Origin of the sequence: Mesorhizobium sp. M1004 (assembly GCF_040318795.1) — a bacterium.
Taxonomy (GTDB): domain Bacteria; phylum Pseudomonadota; class Alphaproteobacteria; order Rhizobiales; family Rhizobiaceae; genus Mesorhizobium.
Genome location: NZ_JAMYNB010000012.1, coordinates 169,496 through 190,105, shown reverse-complemented (window position 1 = coordinate 190,105; position 20,610 = coordinate 169,496). Strand labels below are relative to the sequence as shown.

General features: G+C 60.0%; 15 protein-coding genes and 1 pseudogene. 9 read left to right on the top strand and 7 right to left on the bottom strand.

Annotation, left to right across the window (positions count from 1 at the left end; genetic code table 11):
- Positions 1–166 precede the first annotated feature (166 nt).
- Complete coding sequence (locus NKH54_RS24480; protein WP_353029178.1) at positions 167–4,660, bottom strand: strawberry notch-like NTP hydrolase domain-containing protein; 4,494 nt, start codon at positions 4,658–4,660, stop codon at positions 167–169.
- Positions 4,661–4,845: 185 nt separating this feature from the next.
- On the opposite strand from NKH54_RS24480, the gene NKH54_RS24475 reads away from it, so the two are divergent.
- Positions 4,846–6,039 carry a DUF1173 domain-containing protein gene (locus NKH54_RS24475; RefSeq protein ID WP_353029188.1) on the top strand — a complete coding sequence of 398 codons (1,194 nt, stop codon included), beginning with the start codon at positions 4,846–4,848 and terminating at the stop codon, positions 6,037–6,039.
- Positions 6,040–6,075: 36 nt separating this feature from the next.
- Here the strand turns inward: NKH54_RS24475 and NKH54_RS24470 are convergent, their stop codons facing one another.
- Positions 6,076–6,759, bottom strand: coding sequence for a transposase (locus tag NKH54_RS24470; RefSeq protein WP_353029177.1), 684 nt, complete (start codon positions 6,757–6,759; stop codon positions 6,076–6,078).
- 303 nt (positions 6,760–7,062) lie between these two features.
- Here NKH54_RS24470 and NKH54_RS24465 point away from each other — a divergent pair.
- The 4 genes from NKH54_RS24465 (at position 7,063) to NKH54_RS24450 (ending at position 9,239) form a co-directional block, all read left to right on the top strand.
- Positions 7,063–8,009 (top strand): IS630 family transposase gene (locus NKH54_RS24465; RefSeq protein WP_353029176.1). Its coding sequence is split into 2 segments (ribosomal slippage): positions 7,063–7,401 and positions 7,404–8,009, totalling 945 coding nucleotides; the frame shifts between segments, so codons are not numbered across the junction.
- 29 nt (positions 8,010–8,038) lie between these two features.
- Positions 8,039–8,497, top strand: a complete 459-nt coding sequence (locus NKH54_RS24460; RefSeq protein WP_353029175.1) for a hypothetical protein — start codon at positions 8,039–8,041, stop codon at positions 8,495–8,497.
- A 358-nt stretch (positions 8,498–8,855) separates the two neighbouring features.
- Complete coding sequence (locus NKH54_RS24455; RefSeq protein WP_353029189.1) at positions 8,856–9,053, top strand: hypothetical protein; 198 nt, start codon at positions 8,856–8,858, stop codon at positions 9,051–9,053.
- A gap of 18 nt (positions 9,054–9,071) precedes the next feature.
- Positions 9,072–9,239: a hypothetical protein gene (locus NKH54_RS24450; RefSeq protein WP_352443199.1), complete on the top strand. Its 168-nt coding sequence runs from the start codon at positions 9,072–9,074 to the stop codon at positions 9,237–9,239.
- Between the two features lie 70 nt (positions 9,240–9,309).
- Here the strand turns inward: NKH54_RS24450 and NKH54_RS24445 are convergent, their stop codons facing one another.
- From NKH54_RS24445 to NKH54_RS24430, 4 genes are all read right to left on the bottom strand, one after another.
- Positions 9,310–10,275 carry a GlxA family transcriptional regulator gene (locus tag NKH54_RS24445; RefSeq protein ID WP_353029174.1) on the bottom strand — a complete coding sequence of 322 codons (966 nt, stop codon included), beginning with the start codon at positions 10,273–10,275 and terminating at the stop codon, positions 9,310–9,312.
- 238 nt (positions 10,276–10,513) lie between these two features.
- Positions 10,514–12,085: a class I adenylate-forming enzyme family protein gene (locus NKH54_RS24440; RefSeq protein ID WP_353029173.1), complete on the bottom strand. Its 1,572-nt coding sequence runs from the start codon at positions 12,083–12,085 to the stop codon at positions 10,514–10,516.
- A gap of 15 nt (positions 12,086–12,100) precedes the next feature.
- Entirely contained in the window at positions 12,101–13,291 is a 1,191-nt protein-coding gene (locus NKH54_RS24435; protein ID WP_353029172.1) for an acyl-CoA dehydrogenase family protein, read from the bottom strand.
- A gap of 39 nt (positions 13,292–13,330) precedes the next feature.
- Positions 13,331–13,528, bottom strand: a complete 198-nt coding sequence (locus NKH54_RS24430; RefSeq protein ID WP_353029171.1) for a hypothetical protein — start codon at positions 13,526–13,528, stop codon at positions 13,331–13,333.
- Between the two features lie 498 nt (positions 13,529–14,026).
- Between NKH54_RS24430 and NKH54_RS24425 the strand changes: the two genes are divergently transcribed.
- The 4 genes and pseudogenes from NKH54_RS24425 to NKH54_RS24410 all read left to right on the top strand — a co-directional run bounded on the left by NKH54_RS24425 (position 14,027) and on the right by NKH54_RS24410 (position 19,105).
- Positions 14,027–15,610, top strand: a complete 1,584-nt coding sequence (locus NKH54_RS24425; RefSeq protein WP_353029170.1) for an ABC transporter substrate-binding protein — start codon at positions 14,027–14,029, stop codon at positions 15,608–15,610.
- Positions 15,611–15,626: 16 nt separating this feature from the next.
- Positions 15,627–16,586: pseudogene (locus tag NKH54_RS24420) on the top strand (ABC transporter permease).
- Positions 16,587–16,595: 9 nt separating this feature from the next.
- Complete coding sequence (locus tag NKH54_RS24415) at positions 16,596–17,420, top strand: ABC transporter permease (protein ID WP_353029169.1); 825 nt, start codon at positions 16,596–16,598, stop codon at positions 17,418–17,420.
- Positions 17,420–19,105 carry an ABC transporter ATP-binding protein gene (locus NKH54_RS24410; protein WP_353029168.1) on the top strand — a complete coding sequence of 562 codons (1,686 nt, stop codon included), beginning with the start codon at positions 17,420–17,422 and terminating at the stop codon, positions 19,103–19,105. The genes NKH54_RS24415 and NKH54_RS24410 overlap by 1 nt, the downstream gene beginning before the upstream one ends.
- Positions 19,106–19,258: 153 nt before the next feature.
- Here NKH54_RS24410 and NKH54_RS24405 read toward each other — a convergent pair whose 3' ends face one another.
- Entirely contained in the window at positions 19,259–20,557 is a 1,299-nt protein-coding gene (locus tag NKH54_RS24405) for an NAD(P)/FAD-dependent oxidoreductase (RefSeq protein ID WP_353029167.1), read from the bottom strand.
- Positions 20,558–20,610: the final 53 nt, after the last annotated feature.

Genomic DNA, 20,610 nt, shown 5'->3' with positions numbered 1-20,610 from the left:
CGCGCACCTTCGTGTCGCCGGGCCTGTGTGTTGTTTCTTCTCCCCAAAATTCTTTTTGTGGGGTTGGTTGTGGTTTGTTTTCTTTTTCGGGCCGCCGCGCGTCGCTTTTGGGGCGGGGGGGGGCGGGGCCAGCTCGGATGCCGAGCCGGACATGACCGCCTCCCCCTCAAACCGCTGCTGTACGGTCGGTGACGCCAACCAGCGTATGGCTGTCGATAAGCGTGGCGAGAATGGCGGACCCTTGCGCGGTCGTCGGGATGAACAGTCGGAGCTTCCAGGAGATGATCTCGGAGATCAGCCCCAGCGCCTTCAGCCGGGGGACCATCGCGTCGGTGAAGCCGATCAATTCGACACGGTGGTCGTTCATGACGCGGCTGCGGCGCAGGATCAGGCCGTCGGCAAGCTGCAACCCGATCCGCCCCTGGATCAAGCCGGTCCATGCCTCGTCCGGAGCCAGGGTCGGAACATCGTCGACGCCAAGATTGCGCAACATGGTCGCGACCAGCGTCGGCGCGATGTGGCGGCCGATGATGCGTTCGCCGGCATCGGTCTGGATCCGGTAGACCTGACAATCATGGTCCGGCAGCCGACGCCAGATCGGCAGCAGCAGACCCGTCACGATGTGAAAGGTGCTCGTGGTGAACTCCGGGACGGCGGCGACTTCTGCCTGCCACAGCTCGCAGAACAATTTTCGGTCGGCGGGCTGCCAGTGGGTTTCGGCAAGCGCGTCGAGACCGAAGCGCAGCTCGTCCGTTGGCCGCAGCAGGCGCACTCGGTGTTCGACGGTTCCGTCGTCGAGCATCAGGCTCGCCGTCGGCAGCCGGATCGCCGCGCGGTTCGACCGCGTGTTCACCAACAGAACCGATTGCGGCTCGGCCCGGACGATGGCCAGCGCGTCGACGAGACTGAGCGGCAGAATCCGGTCCTTGCGCGCGACGGTCAGCACATGCGACTGCGCGCCCGAGACCGGATGCGTGTAGACTGTGCGCCTGTCGGTGACGACGATGCTCTCCGCCGTGATCGTCTCGAGGCCCTTGTCGTAATTGCCGGCGGCGATCGCGCCCTCGACCTTCGCCGTCATCAGTTGCTCGAACACTTCGAACAGCAGGTTCTGGGTCTCGATGCGCAGCGCCAGCAGGCGATTGAGCCAGGTCGTGATCGGCGGCAGCTCGTCGCGCAACCCGCCCTCGTCGGTCGTCAAAGACAGCCCGGTCACGGTCTCGAAGGTCGCGAGCGAGCAGCCCTCGATCTTGCCTTGGTGCAGCAGCATATAGAATTGGCGAAGTGCGGCCCGTGCATAGGGGCTTTCCAGATTGTCTTCGGCCCGGAAGAGCCCTGCCCCGCCGGTCTGCCGCTGGCCACGCGTGATCGCGCCCAGCGTGTCGAGCCGTCGTGCGATGGTCGACAGGAAGCGCTTGCCGGCTTTCACGTTGGCGGCCATCGGCCGGAACAACGGCGGTTGCTTCTGATTTGTGCGGTGGGTCCGTCCGAGACCCTGGATGGCGTTGTCGGCGCGCCAGCCGGCCTCGAGCAGATAGTGTTTGCGCAGCCTCTGGTTCTTGACGCCGAGATCGGCGTGATAGGAGCGGCCGGTGCCGCCGGCGTCGGAAAAGATCAGTGCGCGCTTATCGTCATCCATAAAACTCTGGGTTTCGGCGAGGTTGGCCGAGGCCGGCCGGTTTTCGACGGCCAGCCGGCCGATGCCGTCGCGGCCGGTTTTCTTCACGATGCGCCGCGAGCGGCCGGTCACCTCGGCGACGGTGTCTATGCCGAAATGATGGATGATCTGGTCGAGCGCGCTGCCGACCGGCGGCAGCGATGCAAGTTTTTCGATCATCTCGTCGCGCCGGCGAACCGCCTCGCGGCACTGGACCGGGTTGCCATCTTCGTCGTGAACGGGCCGCGAATAGACATTGCCTTCAGCGTCCGAATGTTCTTCAAACAGCTGGGTGGGGAAGGAGTGCATCAAATACCCGCCGACGTACTCGCGCGGCGTCACGTCGACATGCAGATCCGACCATTCCTCTGTTGGAATCTCGGCAAGCCGCCGTTCCATCAGCGCTTCGCCGGTCGAGACGATCTGCACGACTGCCGCATGGCCGTCGGCGAGGTCCTGCTCGATCGCGCCGATGAGCGTCGGCGTCATCATCGAGGTGATGAGATGGCTGAAGAAGCGTTGCTTGGTGCTCTCGAAGGCTGAGCGCGCCGCCGATTTTGCGCTGCGGTTCAGCGTGCCGGACTCACTGGTAATGTTGGCCGCATCGAGTGCGGCGGTCAGGTTGTTGTGGATGACCTGGAAGGCGTCCGCATAGGCGTTGTAAATTCGAATCTGTTCGTCGGTCAGCGCGTGCTCAAGAAGGTCGTATTCGACACCGTCATAGGAAAGCGAACGCGCTGTATAGAGGCCGAGCGACTTGAGATCGCGGGCGAGCACTTCCATCGCCGCGACACCGCCATCCTCGATCGCGGCGACGAATTCGGCTCGGTTGGCGAATGGAAAATCCTCGCTGCCCCAGATGCCGAGACGTTGCGCATAGGCGAGGTTCTCGACGGCGGTCGCACCCGTCGCGGAGACGTAGACGACGCGTGCGTCGGGAAGGGCGTGCTGCAGCCGCAGTCCCGCCTTGCCTTGTTGCGAGGGCGCGACGTCGCCACGCTCGCTTTTGCCGCCAGCGGCATTGGCCATGGCGTGAGCCTCGTCGAAGACGATGACGCCATCGAAAGATTTTTTGGTCCCCGTCGGGCCTTGGTCCCCCCTCGCGTCTTGTCCGACCCAGTCGAGGATCTGGGCGATCCGGGATTTCTTGCCCTCCCGTTCCTGTGAGCGCAGCGTTGCGTAGGTCGTGAACAGGATGCCCTCGGCAAGGCGGATCGGTGTGCCCTGCCGATAACGTGAGAGCGGCTGGACGAGAAGTTTTTCCTGGCCAAGGGCTGCCCAATCGCGCTGGGCATCTTCCAGTAGCTTGTCCGACTTGGAAATCCAGATCGCACGGCGGCGGCCTTGCAGCCAGTTGTCGAGGATGATGCCGGCGACTTGCCGTCCCTTGCCGCAGCCGGTCCCGTCGCCCAAAAACCATCCACGGCGGAAACGGACAGCGTTCTCGGCACCTTCTGGCGCGGCCGAGACGACATCGCAGGTCTCGTCAACCGTCCAGGCGCCGGTGAGATGGCCGCAATGGGCCTCGCCCGCATAGACGACGCTTTCTAGCTGGGCGTCCGACAGCAGGCCTTCGTCGATGATCGCATCAGGTAAAAGCGGCCGATAGGAAGGTTTTGGTGGCGCGACGGCGGCCATTGCGGCCGACTGCACGAGCGGCGTCGGATGCGGCTTGGCGCGGGGAATGTCGATCGACTGGAGCGCGTACGGTTCGTAGATCGTGTCGGTGAGGCGGCCGCCCTCCTCCGGGATCCAGTCGCGCAGCTCATAGGCGAGCGGGACGGCAGGCGCGCTGCTTGCCATGACCCGGCGAGCGGGCTTCGCCTGCACAATCGGACGGACCGATTGGATAGCCTTCGGAGCAGCCGTTGAGACACCGAGGGGTGCGGCTCTCGCCCCCGATCGGGCGCAGTGCATGGCGGCATTGCGCAGGATGCCGCTGGATAATGCACCGATCGAGTCCGGAAAGCCGCCCGGTGCTCGGGGCGGCAGGGCGGAGATCCAGGAGAGCAACGTCTCGACATCCATGGCCTTGCCCGGCGAGCCGGAGAAGCTGGTTGGGTCGGTAGCAGGAACTTTGTCGATGATGGTCAAGCGGGTCTCAGTGGTGGTGCCATGGCGGGCGTAGACACGGCCGTCGATCGCCGCGGTGAAGACAATGGTGCCCTGCTGCTGCAGGCGTTCGAAGGCGGGCCGCCATTTAGGGTTTTCGGAAGACAGGCCGGTGCCGGTGATGGCGACCAGGCGCCCGCCCGGACGCAGGCGTGCGAATGCGGAAGAGAGGTGCCGCCATGCCGCATCAGTGACATGGCCGTCGACATAGGCGCCGACGCTGAAGGGTGGATTCATCAGGACGACGGACGGCTCCATGGCCGCGTCGAGATGATCGTCGATATGGGCAGCGTCGTACCGCGACACGGAAAACCGTGGAAACATCAGGCCGAGGAGATCGGCCCGCGTCGCGGCAAGCTCGTTGAGGGCGATCGAGGCGCGCGCCATCTCGGCATGGACGGCGAGCAGGCCGGTGCCGGCCGAGGGTTCGAGAACGAGGTCACAAGATGCAATCGCCGCGGCGTGCGCCGTGACGAAGGCCAGCGGCAAGGGCGTGGAGAGCTGCTGCATGGCCTGGCTCTCGTCGGACCGTCGCGTATGGGTGGGAAGAAGTTCGGCGATGCGCTTCATCATCGCCAGCGTTGCCTGCGGCGTAGTCGACCGGGACAGGATCGCCGGGCCGAACCGACGCAGAAACAGCACCTGGGCGACTTCGAGCGCCTCATAGGCGTCCTTCCAGACCCAGAACCCTTGCGCATCGCTGCCGCCAAAACCTGTCGTCATGGCGGTGCGCAGTGCGGCGGTGGTGACAGGCTTGCCCTGCTCGAGGAGAGGCAGAAGCAGCGTTGCCGCTTGATAGATTGCCTGGGCGTTGTTGATGGCGTCTTGTGCCGGCACGGCGAGGGGAGCGGCCGTCCGGGCGACGGTCGAGGTGGTCGAAACAATGTTCATGGAGATGTCCTTCGCGAGAGGGAAGTGGCGCCCGCGCCGGCACTCTCTCCGCGCCAGCCGGGCCGCACTCCTCCCGGCTCCCCTCTGCCTCTGGCGCCGATGCACCAAAGGGGTTGCGCTCTGTGCAAACCCATGACTTGAATGCGCGCACAGGGATGCGGCGGCGACCTGGAGCTGTGGAGGTGATGCGACGGTTCAGAATTGGCAGTGCGGTCTACGAGGAGGCAGCGCCTGACCTGCAGGCGGCGCTGGCGAGCGCTTATGCCCGCACCGAGCGTCCGCTATGCCTGTGCCGCGAACCAGGCTGTCCGATGTACATCGCCCGCATCGGCGACCTTCACCTGATCAAGCGCATGCCGCTGAGCGGCGGCGGGCATGATCCATCCTGTGAATCGTATGAGGCGCCTTACGAACTGTCCGGCCTGGGCGCCTTGATGGGCAGCGCGATACAGCTCGATCCGCAAAATGGCTTGGCGGCCCTCAAATTGGACTTCAGCCTGTCGAAGACGGGGAGCCGCGCGGCATCGGTGCCTGCGGGGCAAAGTTCCGCCAGCGTAACCGCCGATCCCAGGAGGATGTCGCTGCGAGGCCTGCTTCATTATCTCTGGCACGAGGCCGAATTGACGGTCTGGACATCGAGGTGGGCCGGCAAGCGACATTGGTGGAATGTCCGCTGGCATCTGCTCGAGGCCGCCGGGCAAATGACCGTGAGAGGCGGACCGCTCGCGGATATCATGTTCGTGCCCGAGCCGTTTCGCGCCGAGAACAGGCAAGCGATCGAAAATCGTCGCAACGCGGTTCTCGGCACGGCGCTCCCGCCGAAATCCGGCCCCCGAAAGTTGCTCGTCCTGGTCGGCGAGGTGAAAGAGATCGTGCCCGCCCGCTCCGGTCAGAAACTCGTCATCAGGCACCTGCCCGGCTTCCCCTTCATGATCGACGATGCATTGCATCGCCGCTTGCAGGCACGTTTTGAGAAAGAATTGTCGCTGTGGGCAGCGGATTCCAGCTCGCATCTCATGACGATCGCGACCTTCGGATTGAACCCGGCCGGCCTCGCCATTGTCGAGGAGATCGCGTTGATGGTGGTGTCCGAGAACTGGATTCCTTATGAGACGGTCTCGGAGAAAAGGCTCGTCGATGGGCTCGCCCGCCTTCGCGAGAAGAGCGTGAAGGGATTGCGCTTTGACCTGCAACCCGACCAGCCGATCGCCAACGCATTGCTCCAGAACAGGCAAGAACCCATCGCGCTCTTTGTCGTTCCGGCCGGAGCAGACCAGAACTACGAAGCGTCGCTCGACGAAATGATCGCCGCACGACCGGAGATCGGCTCCTGGGTGTGGCGGGTCGGCGAAGGCGATATGCCGCCGCTACCGCCTTGAGCATCGGCGGAATTTCCGTCGATGCTTCAGTATGCCTTAGGCCAGGCCCAGCTTCTTCTTGAGCTCGGCATTTTCCTTGCGCAGACGGTCGGCAAGCAGGTTCTTGAGGCGTTTGTTTTCTTCTTCGAGTGCGACAAGATCGCGGAGATCGCCGCTGTCGGAGGAAGGTGCGACAGCCCTCTTCCAATAATAGTAGGTCTGCTCGGAGATGCCGGCCTGCCCGACCGCAATCTTGCTCGTCGCGCCGCCAGCGATCGATTTCTCGATCTGCGCAAGTTTCTGGGAGCGTTCCTTCTCGGAATATGTCTTGCGGACGGTCTTCGCTGCCACGGGAGCTTCCGCGGGCTGGGGCGCGGGTTTCGCTCCGTTCTTGCGGACTGGCTTTACGAGCTCTGCTTTCGCTTTCTTTGCTCGGGGAACTTTCTTCTTGGATTCAGGCACTTCCACTTTGGCTGGCGCCACTGTCGTCTGAACAGTCTGGGCGTCCTGAAAATCGGCCATCATATACTCCGCTTGTGGTTTTTCTCCTTCTTCAGCATCAAGGGGTCTTATACTGAAGTCAATGACCTGGGAATTTGGGAGCGGAGCAGCATAGCCCGGCTGCGTCGTCTCCGTGGCAATCTCGGACAGGTCGAGATCGCCCCAGATCGAATGGCTTGGCTTCTGCTTGCCGCGCCTCTGTTTCAGCTCCACGATGAATGGCCGGATCTGGCGCTTCATAGTCTGTTCCTGATGTGAGCATGACTTGCAAGCCAAGTCGTTTGTTCGTGTTAGCGAGTACCCGACGTATCACTTTCGTCGTGCTTTATCGGAGAAGCCCCGCAACGAGCAATCCGTGTGTCATGGGCCTAGGGCAACCGGCTCAATCAACGGGGGCAAACATGCCTACGGAGAGAGAGCTGTCTCATACACGCCATGGCTCAGGCGTCTAGAGCGGAATGACTTGAGGCTGAATCGGCGTGGGATTCCCTTAGGCGGGCAAATCTGATTCAACCTTCTTGCTGGGCAAGGAGGTCAGCATGGATGGGCAAGCCTTATTCGATGGATCTTCGCACACGGGTTGTAGCGTCGGTTGAGCGGGATGGCCTGTCGCGGCGGCAGGCGGCAGTACATTACGGGGTTGGCATCAGTACCGTCATCAGATGGGTGAGCCGGTTGCGCGAAACGAACAGTCTTGCGCCCGGCAAGATGGGTGGGCACAGGCCGAAGAGGATTGCCGGTGAGCATCGGGAGTGGCTGCTGGTGCGCTGCCGGGCTGCGGATTTTACGCTGCGCGGTCTTGTGATCGAGTTGGCTGAGCGCTGCTTGAAGGTCGATTACCGCTCGGTGTGGGAGTTCGTCCACGCCGAGAAGCTCAGTCACAAAAAAAGACGCTGATCGCGGCTGAGCAGGATCGCCCGGACGTGGCGCGCCGGCGGGCACAGTGGGCAAAGTATCAGGACCGTATCGATCCTTCCCGCCTGGTGTTCATCGACGAGACCTGGACCAAAACCAACATGGCCCCGCTCAGGGGATGGGCGCCGCGCGGCGAGAGGATCAAAGCCAAGGTGCCACACGGCCATTGGAAGACCATGACCTTCCTGGCGGCGTTGCGCCATGACCGCGTCGATGCACCATGGCTCATCGACGGACCGATCAACGGCGAGCGTTTCCAGCTCTATGTCGATGAGGTTCTCGTCCCCACTCTCAAGCCCGGCGACATCGTCGTCATGGACAATCTCGGCTCGCACAAGGGCAAGGCCGTGCGCCGCGCCATTCGGTCAGCCGGCGCCAGGCTGTTCTTGCTGCCGAAATACTCGCCCGACCTCAACCCCATCGAGAAGCTCTTCGCCAAGCTCAAGCACTGGCTGCGCAAGGCTGCCAAGCGAACAGTCGAAACCGTCTGTGACGCCATCGGCCAAATCCTCCGCACCGTCACGTCAACCGAATGCAGAAATTACTTCACCGAGGCAGGGTATGCGCCAACCTAAATTCATTCCGCTCTAGCCGGCCAAGTGCGATGACTGTGCACAATCCGGCTGGAGCGATTGCAATCCCCATTTTCTTGGGAACTAATCTTCTCATGGCGGCGGATGAGCTGGACGCGCTTGTTTTCGGGATGGCGGTCGACAGCGTTCGTGCGCTTTCCGTTCCTTTCGCGGAAAAAGTCGCAGAAATCGCCCACAGAAGCCTCGGGGACCTGCTTTTCAATTTGCGCATCGATGGCGACATGGAACTTCAGCGCGTCGCCGCCATCCGGTATCCAAGCAACCAGACTGGCGTTCTGGTGCTGGATAAGCAAGGCTTGTTGACCAGCCATTGCATGGTCAATGGCACCTTCTCCAGCTTTATCACTCCGTTGGAGGACTGGAACACGCTGCCGCTCGCAACGCAGGCCAGGACGAGTATCGCCGGCCCGGCCAGCCTGTTCATCGGCGCTTTACGCAATGCCGGATACCTCCCGCGTGGCAGGCACTGACCCGTGAGTTTCGATCGCTGGGCGATGCCGCACAGCGCGTCTGAGAACTGGGGCGACCGCCGGCCGGGGTCAGCGTTAGCAGATCGACGCAGTCGCTGTTGCGGGTTCGGACCAAAAGCTTGAATGGTGCAAGGAGCTTGGATACCGGATCGGCGTCAATCATCGAAGTTCGGCCGATTGAGAGAGAAATCGCCAGCGCGTGCCCGAAAGGCGTTGATGTTTATATCGAAACACCGCCGGGCCGATTCACAACGCAGCCATCCTGAACCTCAATACCTTTGGCTGGGTGGTGGTCGTCGGCACTATTGCGCTGGCCGATCGATTTTACCAGCACGATATTGGAGTGAGGCATCTCAGAATGACACTGATCACCCGCGCGCGGATAGAAGGGTTCTTGCTCGACGACCGCCAACGAGAGTTCGAAAGTGCGATCGCCGATCTGCTGTCATGGTACCAACAGGGGCTGCTTCAGACGCGGGAAGATGTTTCGGAAGGAATTGAATTCGCACCTACGCGTTCGCCCGCTGCCATGCCGACGGCCGAGCAGCGGCAGTGACAGGCAAAGAAGGCTGCCGTGGCGGACGAATTCGCGGCGGCTGATGCGGCCGTCGATCAAACCGTCGATAAGGTGACTTTCGAGCGGCGTGCGGCAACGCCGGATGAGATCAAGAAACGAAAGTCCTTCCCCATATGCTTTTGTCCTGTGCTGAAACGCCTGACCTCCGTTATCAGACAAGCATAGGGCTGGGACCGCGCCACCCGAGCCGGGCACAAGGCAATCCGGCGGAACTTCGCCAGGAGCTGGCCGAGTGTCAACGATTTCTCAGGCGCTCCTGAGATGGCGTGTGCCCGAAATGCCTTCTATAGGACGCCGAGAGATATGAATTCGAGCAGAATCCAGTCGCCACCCCGATATCGACATGGGGAAGATTGGTGTGGAGTAGCAAATACCGGGCGTGCTCGAGTCGAAGGATTTTATAATAGCGTGCAGGAGAGGATTCTGCATACCGTTGAAATAGGCGCTCTAGGTTTCTAACACTCATCCCGCAAGCACGCGCGATCGCGTCTATGCTGATCGGCTTCTCCAGGTTTCGCATCATCGTACCGAAGGCCTGCGCCAACTGCGGTGGTAGCGTGTCGAGACCGACCGAGCTGCCTGGTCGCTGTTCGACCGCGCCTCTCCTAATGCGTTCAACTTGGAACTGGTTGGCAATCGATCGGGCTAGCACGGCGCCATGTTGCTCCGCGATCATGTGAAGTAGCATATCCAGCGAAGCCGTCCCGCCTGCGCACGTGTATCTGTTACTGTCGATGACATATATCTCATTGCTCAACTTGATAAAGGGAAACTCTTCTCGGAAAGCCGGCTGCCCCTCCCAATGCAAGGTGCATCGCGCATTGGTCAACAGCCCGGCGCGAGCCAGAAAAACGGACCCCATCGACAGCGCGCCCATTTGGCATCCTTCGCGGGCACGCCTGTTCAATATGACATTTAAACGTGTTTGGTCTTTCGCCAACAACGTCATCCCCGCGCAGACAAAAAGGTAACTAGGCGCGTGGGAAACGCCAAAGCGCTCGTGCGCAACGACGGAAAACCCGTTGGAGGCGTGGGCAACTTGCCCTTCTTCCGAAGAAAATCGCCAGGTATATGCCTCGTATCCAAGAAGGCGATTGGCCGCCCTCAGCGGCTCTACCGCACAAGTCACCGACATCATGGAGAATAAATCCATAAGCAAAAACTCAATGCATTGAGTTTGCCCGGTGGCGCCGATGTTCATAGACGTTCTCGCTGCTCCTAGATTTGTTCGGCGCGAAGCCACCAACTTCTGTTTGAAAGGCCGTGCTCGAGGGCTGAAAGACTTCGGCGGTCTCCGTTCGCATCACATCCCGTAGGGAGGAAACATTCTCGCGGGTTACGACGCAGACTATGCAGAGCTAGTCTGGTGGCTTCGGCGATCGATTCCACGCTGCTGTCATGTAGAAAATCGTGTATGGCTGTTGCCATCGTGGTTAGCCTCAGCCGAGTTGTTTGGGCGGATCCAAATCGTAGCGCGCGATCAGTTCGCGCTTCAGCACCTTGCCGCTAGGGTTAGTCGGCAGTGCATCTAGGAACTCGTAGCGCTTGGGGCGCTTGTACGATGCAAGATCCCGACTACCGCGGGCGTGCGCATCAAGTGTGGCCGCATCGAGATCTGGATCGGAACGTATTACAAAGGCGGCGACGATTTGACCCCATTTCGCATCGGTTAAGCCCACGACCGCGGCCTCCTGAACTCCAGGACAACGATAGAGGATCTCCTCGACCTCACGCGGATAGATGTTCTCGCCGCCAGATATGATTAGGTCGTCCGCACGTCCGTGGAAATAATAGAATCCGTCCTCATCTTGGCTGAACAGGTCCCCGGTATAGATCCAACCTGCCTTGAGTTTCTTTTGCGTCTCGAAGGGCTTATTCCAGTAGCCGGTCATCGCCTGAGGCCCGCGCACTATTAGCTGACCGATCGACCCTTGTCGTACCTGCTCATCTGGCGGCACTTCGCGGCTCGGATCATCCGTGATGATGCGGCATTCCGAAATCAACGTTGATTTCCCGCAGGAGCCAAGCTTGCGCAACGCATCTTCCGGATGCAGCATCAGCGTCAGCGAAGCTTCTGTCATTCCGTAACCATTGAATATGCCAGTGCAGAATTCCGCCATGACGCGCTCCATGGTACTTGAAGAAATCGCTGCCCCGCCGGTCGTGACAAGCCGCAATGAGGACACGTCGAATTTCGCGAAATCCGGATGAAATAGCATCTCCTGGATTTGAGTCGGCACCGCAAAAAGAGTTGTAATGCGCTCCGCAGCGATGGTCTGGAGAGTGCGTTCCGATTCGTAGCGGCCGATCACCACATTAGTACCGCCTACCAAAAGATGCGGGATGAAGTAGGCTTGCATTCCACCGACATGATAGAGCGGCGCTATGTGCAGTGCGCGGTCGTCGCGTCGAAGTGAGTATTCCATGACGCAGTTCATCGCTATTGCGATGTCATTTGCATGCGTATGGATCACACCTTTCGGTCGTCCTGTGGTACCTGATGTGTATACGAGTGATGAAATCGCATCTCGAGTCGGAACTGGGCGGGGCTCACCCCGATCTGGCGACTGCTCGATCAATCCGTCAAAATGAAGATGTCCCTGCGGGATGTTCTTCTGATCATATGCGCAACTGATGAAATCGTGAACGGAATGGACCTGATCTGCGATTCTAAGCGCGTTTTCACTCAGTGCTCTTCCGTAGACCAAAACACGCGCGCCAGAGTCCTTTAGAATATAGGCCGCCTCCCCAGAAGACAGGCGGAAGTTCATGGGCACTGCCACTGCGCCTAGAAACTGACATGCGAAGAAGGTGGTTACCGAATTTTCCGAGGTGGACACGTAGAATGCGACCCGATCACCTGGCCGAACGCCAAGGTCTGATAGCGCCTGCGCGAAGCGCCGAACGCGATCGAGCCACTCTCGATAGGTCCAGCGACGATCCTCGTAGACCAATGCTTCATGATCGGGGTACCGGTCGGCAGACGCTTCAAGGATGCGGGCAATGTGCATAGCGCTCGGCCTGGACTAGAGATTGAGCCGGATGGACGGCATCTCTCGCGCCGCGATGAGATACTTGCACATCTCAGATGTGCCACCGACAATAGGCAGCGTTCGAGCATCACGGTATAACTGTTCGGCTCTGCCGTATTGGCGGGTGACGCCATCGCCACCGAGAATTTGAACCGTGCGATCCGCGCAGAACACAGCTGTCTCACTGGCAACCAGTTTGGCTTGACTGGCCTCACGCATGAGATCTTTGCCACCGATCCCCGAATCGTACATTTTGGCAGCTCGGTGCGTTAAAAGTTCGCTCGCATCGATCTTGCAGCTCATCTGAGCGATCATGTCCCAGATGAGTTGCTTCTGACCAAGTTTTTGGCCGAAACTGACTCGTTCCTGCGCGTGCTGCGACGCGATTTCGAAGGCGGAGCGCGCCACACCTAGACCGGAGCCGCCCAGGATTACCCGTTCGAAATTGAAGGCACTAAGCATGATTTTGAAGCCGCCATTCAACTCGCCCAGCAAGTTCTCCTCCGGCACGCGGACCTCATCCATGGCTACTTCGCCGACGATCGAGCCTCGCCGTCCCATGAAGTCGTACAGTCTTGGAAAACTCATACCGTCAGCGTCGGCTGGGATCAGAATAGCCGTTAAGCCTTTTTGAGGCGGTACCTCGGGGTCGGTAACACCCCAGACGATATAGACGTCCGCCTTTGAAGCGTTGGAAATGTATCGCTTAAGGCCCGAGATTACCCATTCGCCAGACACTTCATCGAAGCGAATCCTCGTCTTCATGCTAGCACTGTCCGAGCCAACATTGGGCTCGGTCATGCAAATCGATCCCAAAGATCGACCTTCGAGAATTGGCAACAAATAGCGCTCGCGCAACGCCGCTCGTGCAAATCGGTGGATGGGATATGCACAGGACAACGCGGTGGCAATCGTGGTCTCGAACGCGTAGTTCAGGAAGGCCGCTTCCTCGGAAACGATTACTGCATGGATGAGCCCCGGTTTAGGCAATGCTCCGCGGTAGAGATCGGGAAACATAAGCTTCAAGTAACCGGCCTGTCCCAGGGCGCGCGCAACTGTTAGCTGCGTGTTAAAGTCCTGATCGCGCTCAATCAAATCCATTTTCGGAGCAAGCTCGCGGGACATGAACGCGCGAACTTCCTCACGAAATGCGCGATCCTCATGCGTTAGAAAAAAATCACGCATTTTCTACGTTCTCAAAAGGCTGGAAACGGATGTCAGGCGTTAGCGCGCTGGCATCACCATCGAACTAGTGGGATACACGGCGAAATGCGCGGTGGACTCATCGAAGCTTTCTGGGCCGTGCGCCAGAGACGCAGTAATCAAACCGAGTAATGGCAAAGTAAGCACGAATACGACTAGGTCCTCGCACAGCCTCTCGGAAAGGCGGATTTCAATTAAGTTTGCCAGTTTGCGGATCATTTTCAGCCCCATCGAAATGGAAGTACCTCATACTGCCGTGAAGGTTCCCGCCAACGTTGCTCGGCGCGTCATCTAGGCCCCCACGATGACCGAGCGATGGCACGTCCGTTCGACATGCCGCTTCATCAGCGCGCAGCCCAACTGGTGGTGAGCAGCGTGATGGGCCAACGATGCATGAGCCGTAAGTTGATGCTTGTCCAACAATCAATTGGTATGAGGTGATGCCACGATGAGATCGCTGAAAGCTAACACGACATCCAGCCTTTAGCCGTGATTGCAGGAGCCGAACTCTGCGGAGAATTGTCGATCGGCCAGACCGCCTAATCACCGTCAGCAGAGAAATCGAGGCAGCTTAAGCCGAGCAGTGCACTTGGTTAAGCACCCTCAAGCGATATCGCATTTTCATCACTCTATACCAATTCGTTGTTGGACAGGCATCATTAGGTTGTCCAGAATGGGTCAAATAGCCACGAAGGCATGCGCGCAAGGGGAACTGAAATGACCGATAAAATGGGATTTTTTGACGGATTTTTCGCGAACGGCGGGATGTCACGTCGTGAGTTCCTAATCCGAGCGGCGACCCTCGGCGTCAGCGCCGCTGTCGCACAATCCTTTCTGGGGACATCTGCGCACGCTGAGAGTCCAGTCAAAGGAGGGGTGCTAAAGGCAGGCATGCAGGGTGGCGCAGCCACCGATAGCCTTGATCCCGCAATTTTTGAGAGCCAGGTATCCTATTTCTTTGGCCGTCAGTGGGGCGAACAACTCGTGCAGATCGATGCCAAGCGCGAACTTCAACCTGCGCTCGCCGAAGAATGGGGTGCGTCAAAGGACGCGAAGATCTGGACCTTCAAAATCCGTAAGGGCGTGCAGTTTCACAACGGTAAGGAAATGACACCGGCAGACGTTGTCGCCACCATGGAGCGCCATTCCGATGCCAATTCCAAATCTGGCGCACTTGGTATTATGCAGGCTATCGAGAAGATTGCCGCCGATGGCCAGAACGTGGTCTTCACGCTCAAGGAAGCTAATGCCGACCTTCCTTTCCTGATGGATGACTACCATCTTATGATTCAGCCCAACGGGGGCAAGGACAATCCGACCGAAGGTATCGGCACCGGTCCTTACAAGGTCACTGTCAATCAAAGCGGTGTCCGTCTCGGCGGCGAAAAATTTGCCAATTATTGGCGCGATGATCGCGGCTTCGCAAACCAAATCGAGATCATCATCATCAACGATGCCACCGCCCGCATGTCGGCCCTGCAGGGAGGCCAGGTTCACATGATCAACCGTGTCGAGCCTAAGGTGGTCGACCTTATCAAGCGTCTCCCAGGGATTACGATCCGCAACGTGAGTGGCCATGGCCATTATTTATTCCTTGCCCATTGCAACACAACCCCCTTCGACAACAACGACTTGCGGCTCGCTCTGAAATTCGCAGTCGACCGGGAAGAGCTCGTACAGAAAATCTTGAAAGGCTATGGCTCGGTGGGCAACGACACGCCGATCAACAAGTCCTATCCACTCTTTACGGAGATGGAACAACGCACCTTCGACCCTGATAAGGCCAAGTTCCACTACAAGAAGTCGGGCCATGACGGCTCGGTGTTGCTGCGAACCTCGGACGTCGCCTTCCCGGGCGCCGTCGACGCGGCCCAGCTCTACCAGCAGAGCGCGGCCAAGGCCGGCATCAAGATCGAGATCAAGCGCGAGCCCGGCGACGGGTACTGGTCTGAAGTCTGGAACAAGCAGCCCTTCTCTGCATCGTACTGGGGTGGCCGTCCAACACAGGACCAGATGTATTCCACTGCGTACTATTCCAAGGCCCAGTGGAACGACACCCGCTTCTTCAATGAAAAGTTCGACAAGATGCTTCTCGAGGCACGCGCCGAGCTCAATGTCGACAAGCGCAAGAAGCTGTATGCGGATATGGGACAAATTGTCAGGGACGAAGGCGGGGCCATCGTTCCAATGTTCAACGACTTCATCGACGCAACCGGGCCTCAGGTCGGCGGGTGGTACGAGGACGGTAACCAAGAGATGATGGGCGGCTACGCGCTTTCAAAGTGCTGGCTCAAGACCTGAAGCACGCCGAGTACTTATGTCTTCTTCAATAGTGGTGTTGATCGCCCAGCGCATTGCGCTGGGCATCCTCCTTCTGTTGGCCATTTCGGTCCTGATCTTCGCCGGTACACAGATTCTGCCCGGCGACGTCGCGCAAGCCATTCTGGGACAATCCGCGACACCGGAGTCGCTCGCCAACCTGCGCGAGCAGCTTGGTCTCAACGATCCGGCCTATATCAGGTATTTCCACTGGCTCGGCGGTGTGGTGACCGGCGATCTCGGCACGGCCATGTCGAGCGGCCAGGATATTGCGACGTCGATCAAGGGACGGCTGTGGAACACGCTGTTCCTCGCCTTCTAGGCGGCGGTCGTTGCCGTGCCGCTGGCGATCATCCTTGGCCTCATCGCGGTGCGCTACCGCAATGGCTGGGTCGACAAGCTGATCTCCGGGCTGGCGCTCGCCTCGACATCGTTTCCCGAATTCTTCATCGGCTATGTGCTGGTCTATTTCTTCGCTGTGAAATGGCAGATTTTTCCGGGCATTTCGACCGTCTATGAAGGCATGCCGTTCGGCGAGCGCATGCAGGCGATCGCCCTGCCGGCGACAGCGCTGACGCTGGTGGTGCTCGCCCACATGATGCGCATGACGCGCGCGGCGATCCTCAATGTCATGCAGTCGGCCTATGTCGAGACGGCGGAGCTGAAAGGCCTGTCGGCCTTCAATGTCATTCGCAAGCATGCCTTTCCCAACGCCATCGCGCCGATCATCAACGTCGTCATGCTGAACCTCGCCTACCTGATTGTCGGCGTCGTCGTGGTCGAGGTGATCTTCGTCTATCCGGGCATGGGGCAATATCTCGTCGACCACGTAACCAAGCGCGACGTGCCCGTGGTGCAGGCGGTCGGCCTGATGTTCGCCGCCGTCTACATCAGCCTGAACATCATTGCGGACATTGCGGCGATCGTCGCCAATCCGCGTCTCAGACATCCGAAATAAGGGGCGGGCATGCTCGATATCAAACGCATTCCCATCCCGGCACTGATCGGGATCGTGCTGACGGCCATGTTCGTGCTGGCGGCGGTCTTCGCGCCGTGGATCGCGCCGCACGGCAATGGCGAGATCATCGGCGATGTCTGGGAACCGATGTCGGCGGCTCATTGGCTAGGCACGGACAATCTGGGCCGCGACCTGCTTTCGCGCATGATCTACGGTGCCCGGATCACCCTGTTCATCGCGGTGCTGGCCACTGCGCTGTCATTCTCGCTCGGCGCCATCCTCGGCTTTTCGGCGGCCGTGTTCGGTGGCTGGTTCGACACGCTGCTGTCGCGGCTCGTCGACCTGCTGATGTCGATCCCGACATTGATCATGGGCCTGGTGGTGCTGTCGGTGCTGCCGACCAATCTGGTGACGTTGATCCTGGTGATGGGCATTCTCGATTCGACCCGCGTCTACCGCCTGTCCCGGGCGGTCGCGGTCGACATTAACGTGATGGACTATGTCGAGGCGGCGAAGCTGCGCGGCGAGGGCAGCGGCTGGATCATCTTCCGCGAGATCCTGCCCAACGCGCTGTCGCCGCTGGTTTCCGAACTCGGCCTGCGCTTCATCTACGCCGTCCTGTTCCTGTCGACGCTGTCCTTCCTCGGACTGGGCGTGCAGCCGCCGGATGCGGACTGGGGCGGCATGGTCAAGGAGAACAAGGATGGCATCGTGTTCGGCATAGGCGCGGCGCTGATCCCGGCGGCGGCAATCGCCATGCTGGCGATTTCGGTCAACCTCGTCGCCGACTGGGTGCTGAACCGTACGACCAGCCTCAAGGGAGGACGCGGATGATGGCCGACGCCAAAGCGAAGCCCGGGCAACCGAAAACAGGACAACCGAAATCAGGCGTGCTCCTCGACATCCGCAATCTGCGCATCGAGGCGACGGTATTTCCGCCAGGCGAGCCGCCGAAGAACATCGTGCTCGTCCATGACGTCTCCCTGACGCTCGAAAAGGGCAAGGTGCTGGGGCTGATCGGCGAGTCGGGCGCCGGCAAGTCCACCATCGGACTGTCGTCGATGGGATATGGGCGCGGCGGAGTGCGGATCACCGGCGGCGAGGTCATCCTCAACGGACGCGATATCCTGAAGGGCGGCAAGGACGGCTTTCGCAAGCTGCGCGGCCGTGAGGTCTGCTACGTCGCGCAATCGGCGGCCGCGGCGTTCAACCCGGCGCACAAGCTGATGGACCAGGTCGTGGAGGCGGCGCTCCTGCACGGCACCGCGACGCGGGCCGAGGCCGAGAAGCGCGCCATCGCGCTGTTCAAGAAGCTCAGCCTGCCAAACCCAGAAACCATCGGCGAACGCTTCCCGCACCAGGTCTCAGGCGGCCAGTTGCAGCGCGTGATGACGGCGATGGCGCTGTGTTCGGAACCTGACCTGATCGTCTTCGACGAGCCGACCACGGCGCTCGACGTGACGACGCAGATCGACGTGCTCGCGGCGATCAAGGACGCCATCCGCGACACGCATGTGGCGGCGCTCTACATCACGCATGATCTTGCGGTCGTCGCCCAGGTCTCCGACGAGATCATGGTTTTGCGCCATGGCCGGCTGGTCGAATTGGGCGGCACCAGGCAGATCATCAAGGAGCCGCGCCAGGAATACACCAACGCGCTGGTCTCCGTGCACGAGATCGAACATGCCGAACAGAAGCCTGGCACCGCGCCGTTCCTGTCGGTGAAAAACGTCACCGCTGCCTATGGGCGCAGCAACATCAATGTGCTGAAGAACGTCTCGGTCGATATCTATCCCGGCCAGACGCTGGCCGTCGTCGGAGAATCCGGCTCAGGGAAATCGACGCTGGCGCGCGCCATCACCGGCCTGCTGCCACCGGAAGAGGGCACCGTCACCTTCGACGGCCGACCGCTGGCCAACCGGCTTGCCGATCGTCCGAAGGAGGATCTGCGGCAGTTGCAGATGATCTACCAGATGGCCGACGTGGCGATGAATCCGCGCCAGACCGTCGGCACCATCATCGGCCGGCCGCTCGAATTCTATTTCGGCATCCGCGGCCGCGAGCGCGACAGGCGCGTGGCCGAACTGCTCGACAAGATCGAGATGGGCAAGGGCTTCTCCGACCGCTACCCGGCCGAGCTTTCCGGTGGCCAGAAGCAGCGCGTCTGCATCGCGCGCTCGCTCGCCGCCAAGCCGAAGCTGATCATCTGCGACGAGGTGACATCGGCGCTCGATCCGCTGGTCGCGCACGGCATCCTCAAGTTTCTGCTCGAGTTGCAGAAGGAGGAGAACGTCGCCTACCTGTTCATCACCCACGACCTCGCGACAGTGAAGTCGATCGCCGATTCCATCGCGGTGATGTATCGCGGCGAAGTCGTTCGCTATGGTTCGACGACCAAGGTGCTGACACCGCCCTTCGACGCTTATACCGATCTGCTGCTGTCATCCGTCCCCGAAATGGAAATCGGCTGGCTGGAAAAGGCGATCAAGGGGCGGCGAATGGAAAGCGCCGGGAATTGAGACCGAGCATCCGAGCCTGTTGAGACGTCTGAACGGCTCAGGCTCGACGCAAGGACCCTGCGCTCGTCCTGAACACATCCGCTGTTGGATCGTCAGCGAGCAACACCAGCCGGGTCATCTTCGCGGCTTCCAGTAGGGACGAGATTTCTTCAGCTAAGCAGCCTTGATGATCTCGTAGTCGCCGTCACTGAACCTGGACGACTTGAACTTGCTCAAATCGAGAGCCGGGGCCCCATCGATAATCCAATTGCTCATTTGCTTACCCACGACGGGACCCAAGGCGAAGCCGTGACCGCTAAACCCACATAACGCGTATACGTTGTCATAGCCGGCAAGACGGTCGATGACGGGAATAAGGTCTGGTGTGGTGTCGATCCGCCCAGCCCAGCTGTCCGCCAAACGCAGGTCGTTGATGTGGGGAAAAAGAGCACAAAACTCGGCTAGGTTCTGTTTCACCTTTGCGATGTTCGTGGCAGGCTCCGACAGCGGGCTGTGCTTGCCTTTTCCCGGCAGCAGATCACGCAAACTTCTGATTGTGTCGCGCCCGAGTCCCATCCGTAGCAAGCCTTGGTTCTGCTTCAAGGCGGGCAGGAAATACCGAAGGTTTGTGAATGCCTGGAGGGTCAGATCGTAGTCTGTTCCGGCGTTCCGATAACCGTTTCCGATAATGAAGGACCCATCTGGCCTAGGTCGGTACGCCGTTGTCGGCGCCCACATGGCAATTTGAGTGAATGGGGTGGTCGCCGTCGTAAGGCCGACCGATGACCTGATGTTCTGTACCGGAAGGTTGTAGCCGAGTTTCGCGAGGAGTCTCCTCGAGCCGATGCCGCTGGCAACGACAACGTTCGCACATTGATAAGTGTTGTTCCGCAGCGTGCGGATGCCACTTACACGATCGCTGGATCTCGTGAAGCCAATGACGACCTCGTTGCTGAAGAACTCGGCGCCAGCCGCCTTCGCCGCGCGGGCTAGTGTGAGCGTCGACAACTTGGGATCGCCGTGTCCGTCATCTCGCGTGAAAAGTGCGCATCGCCAGTTTCCAGCAAGTTCGGGAAGCTTTCTCTTAAGCGCTCCTGCATCCAGTATTTCCGAAGTCAGGCCATGCGTCTGCGCATCGCCGTAACTCGTTTCCACGACCTCTTCGTCGTCGGCCGTTTCTGCAGGCATCAGAATCCCTGACTTCACGCGCTGGGTGGACTCGAACCCGAACTCCTCAGTGATCTCATCCCAAAGGACAGAAGCCTCGGCCGCCAAAGGAATTTCAGCAGGGTGACGACCTTGCTTTCTAATAAAACCCCACGCGCGACTTGACTGCTCGCCCGCGACCGGACCGCGATCGAAAACCGCTACGCGCATGCCTCGGCGGGCCAGATAAAATGCGGTTGAACACCCAGCAATTCCCGCCCCGATTATGCCGACGTCGTAAGTCTTGGGAGTGGCGGTATTCGCCATGAAAGCGTGGTCCTCAGTAGGGTCACGTGCGGACGTCGCCAGACCGCCCAAAT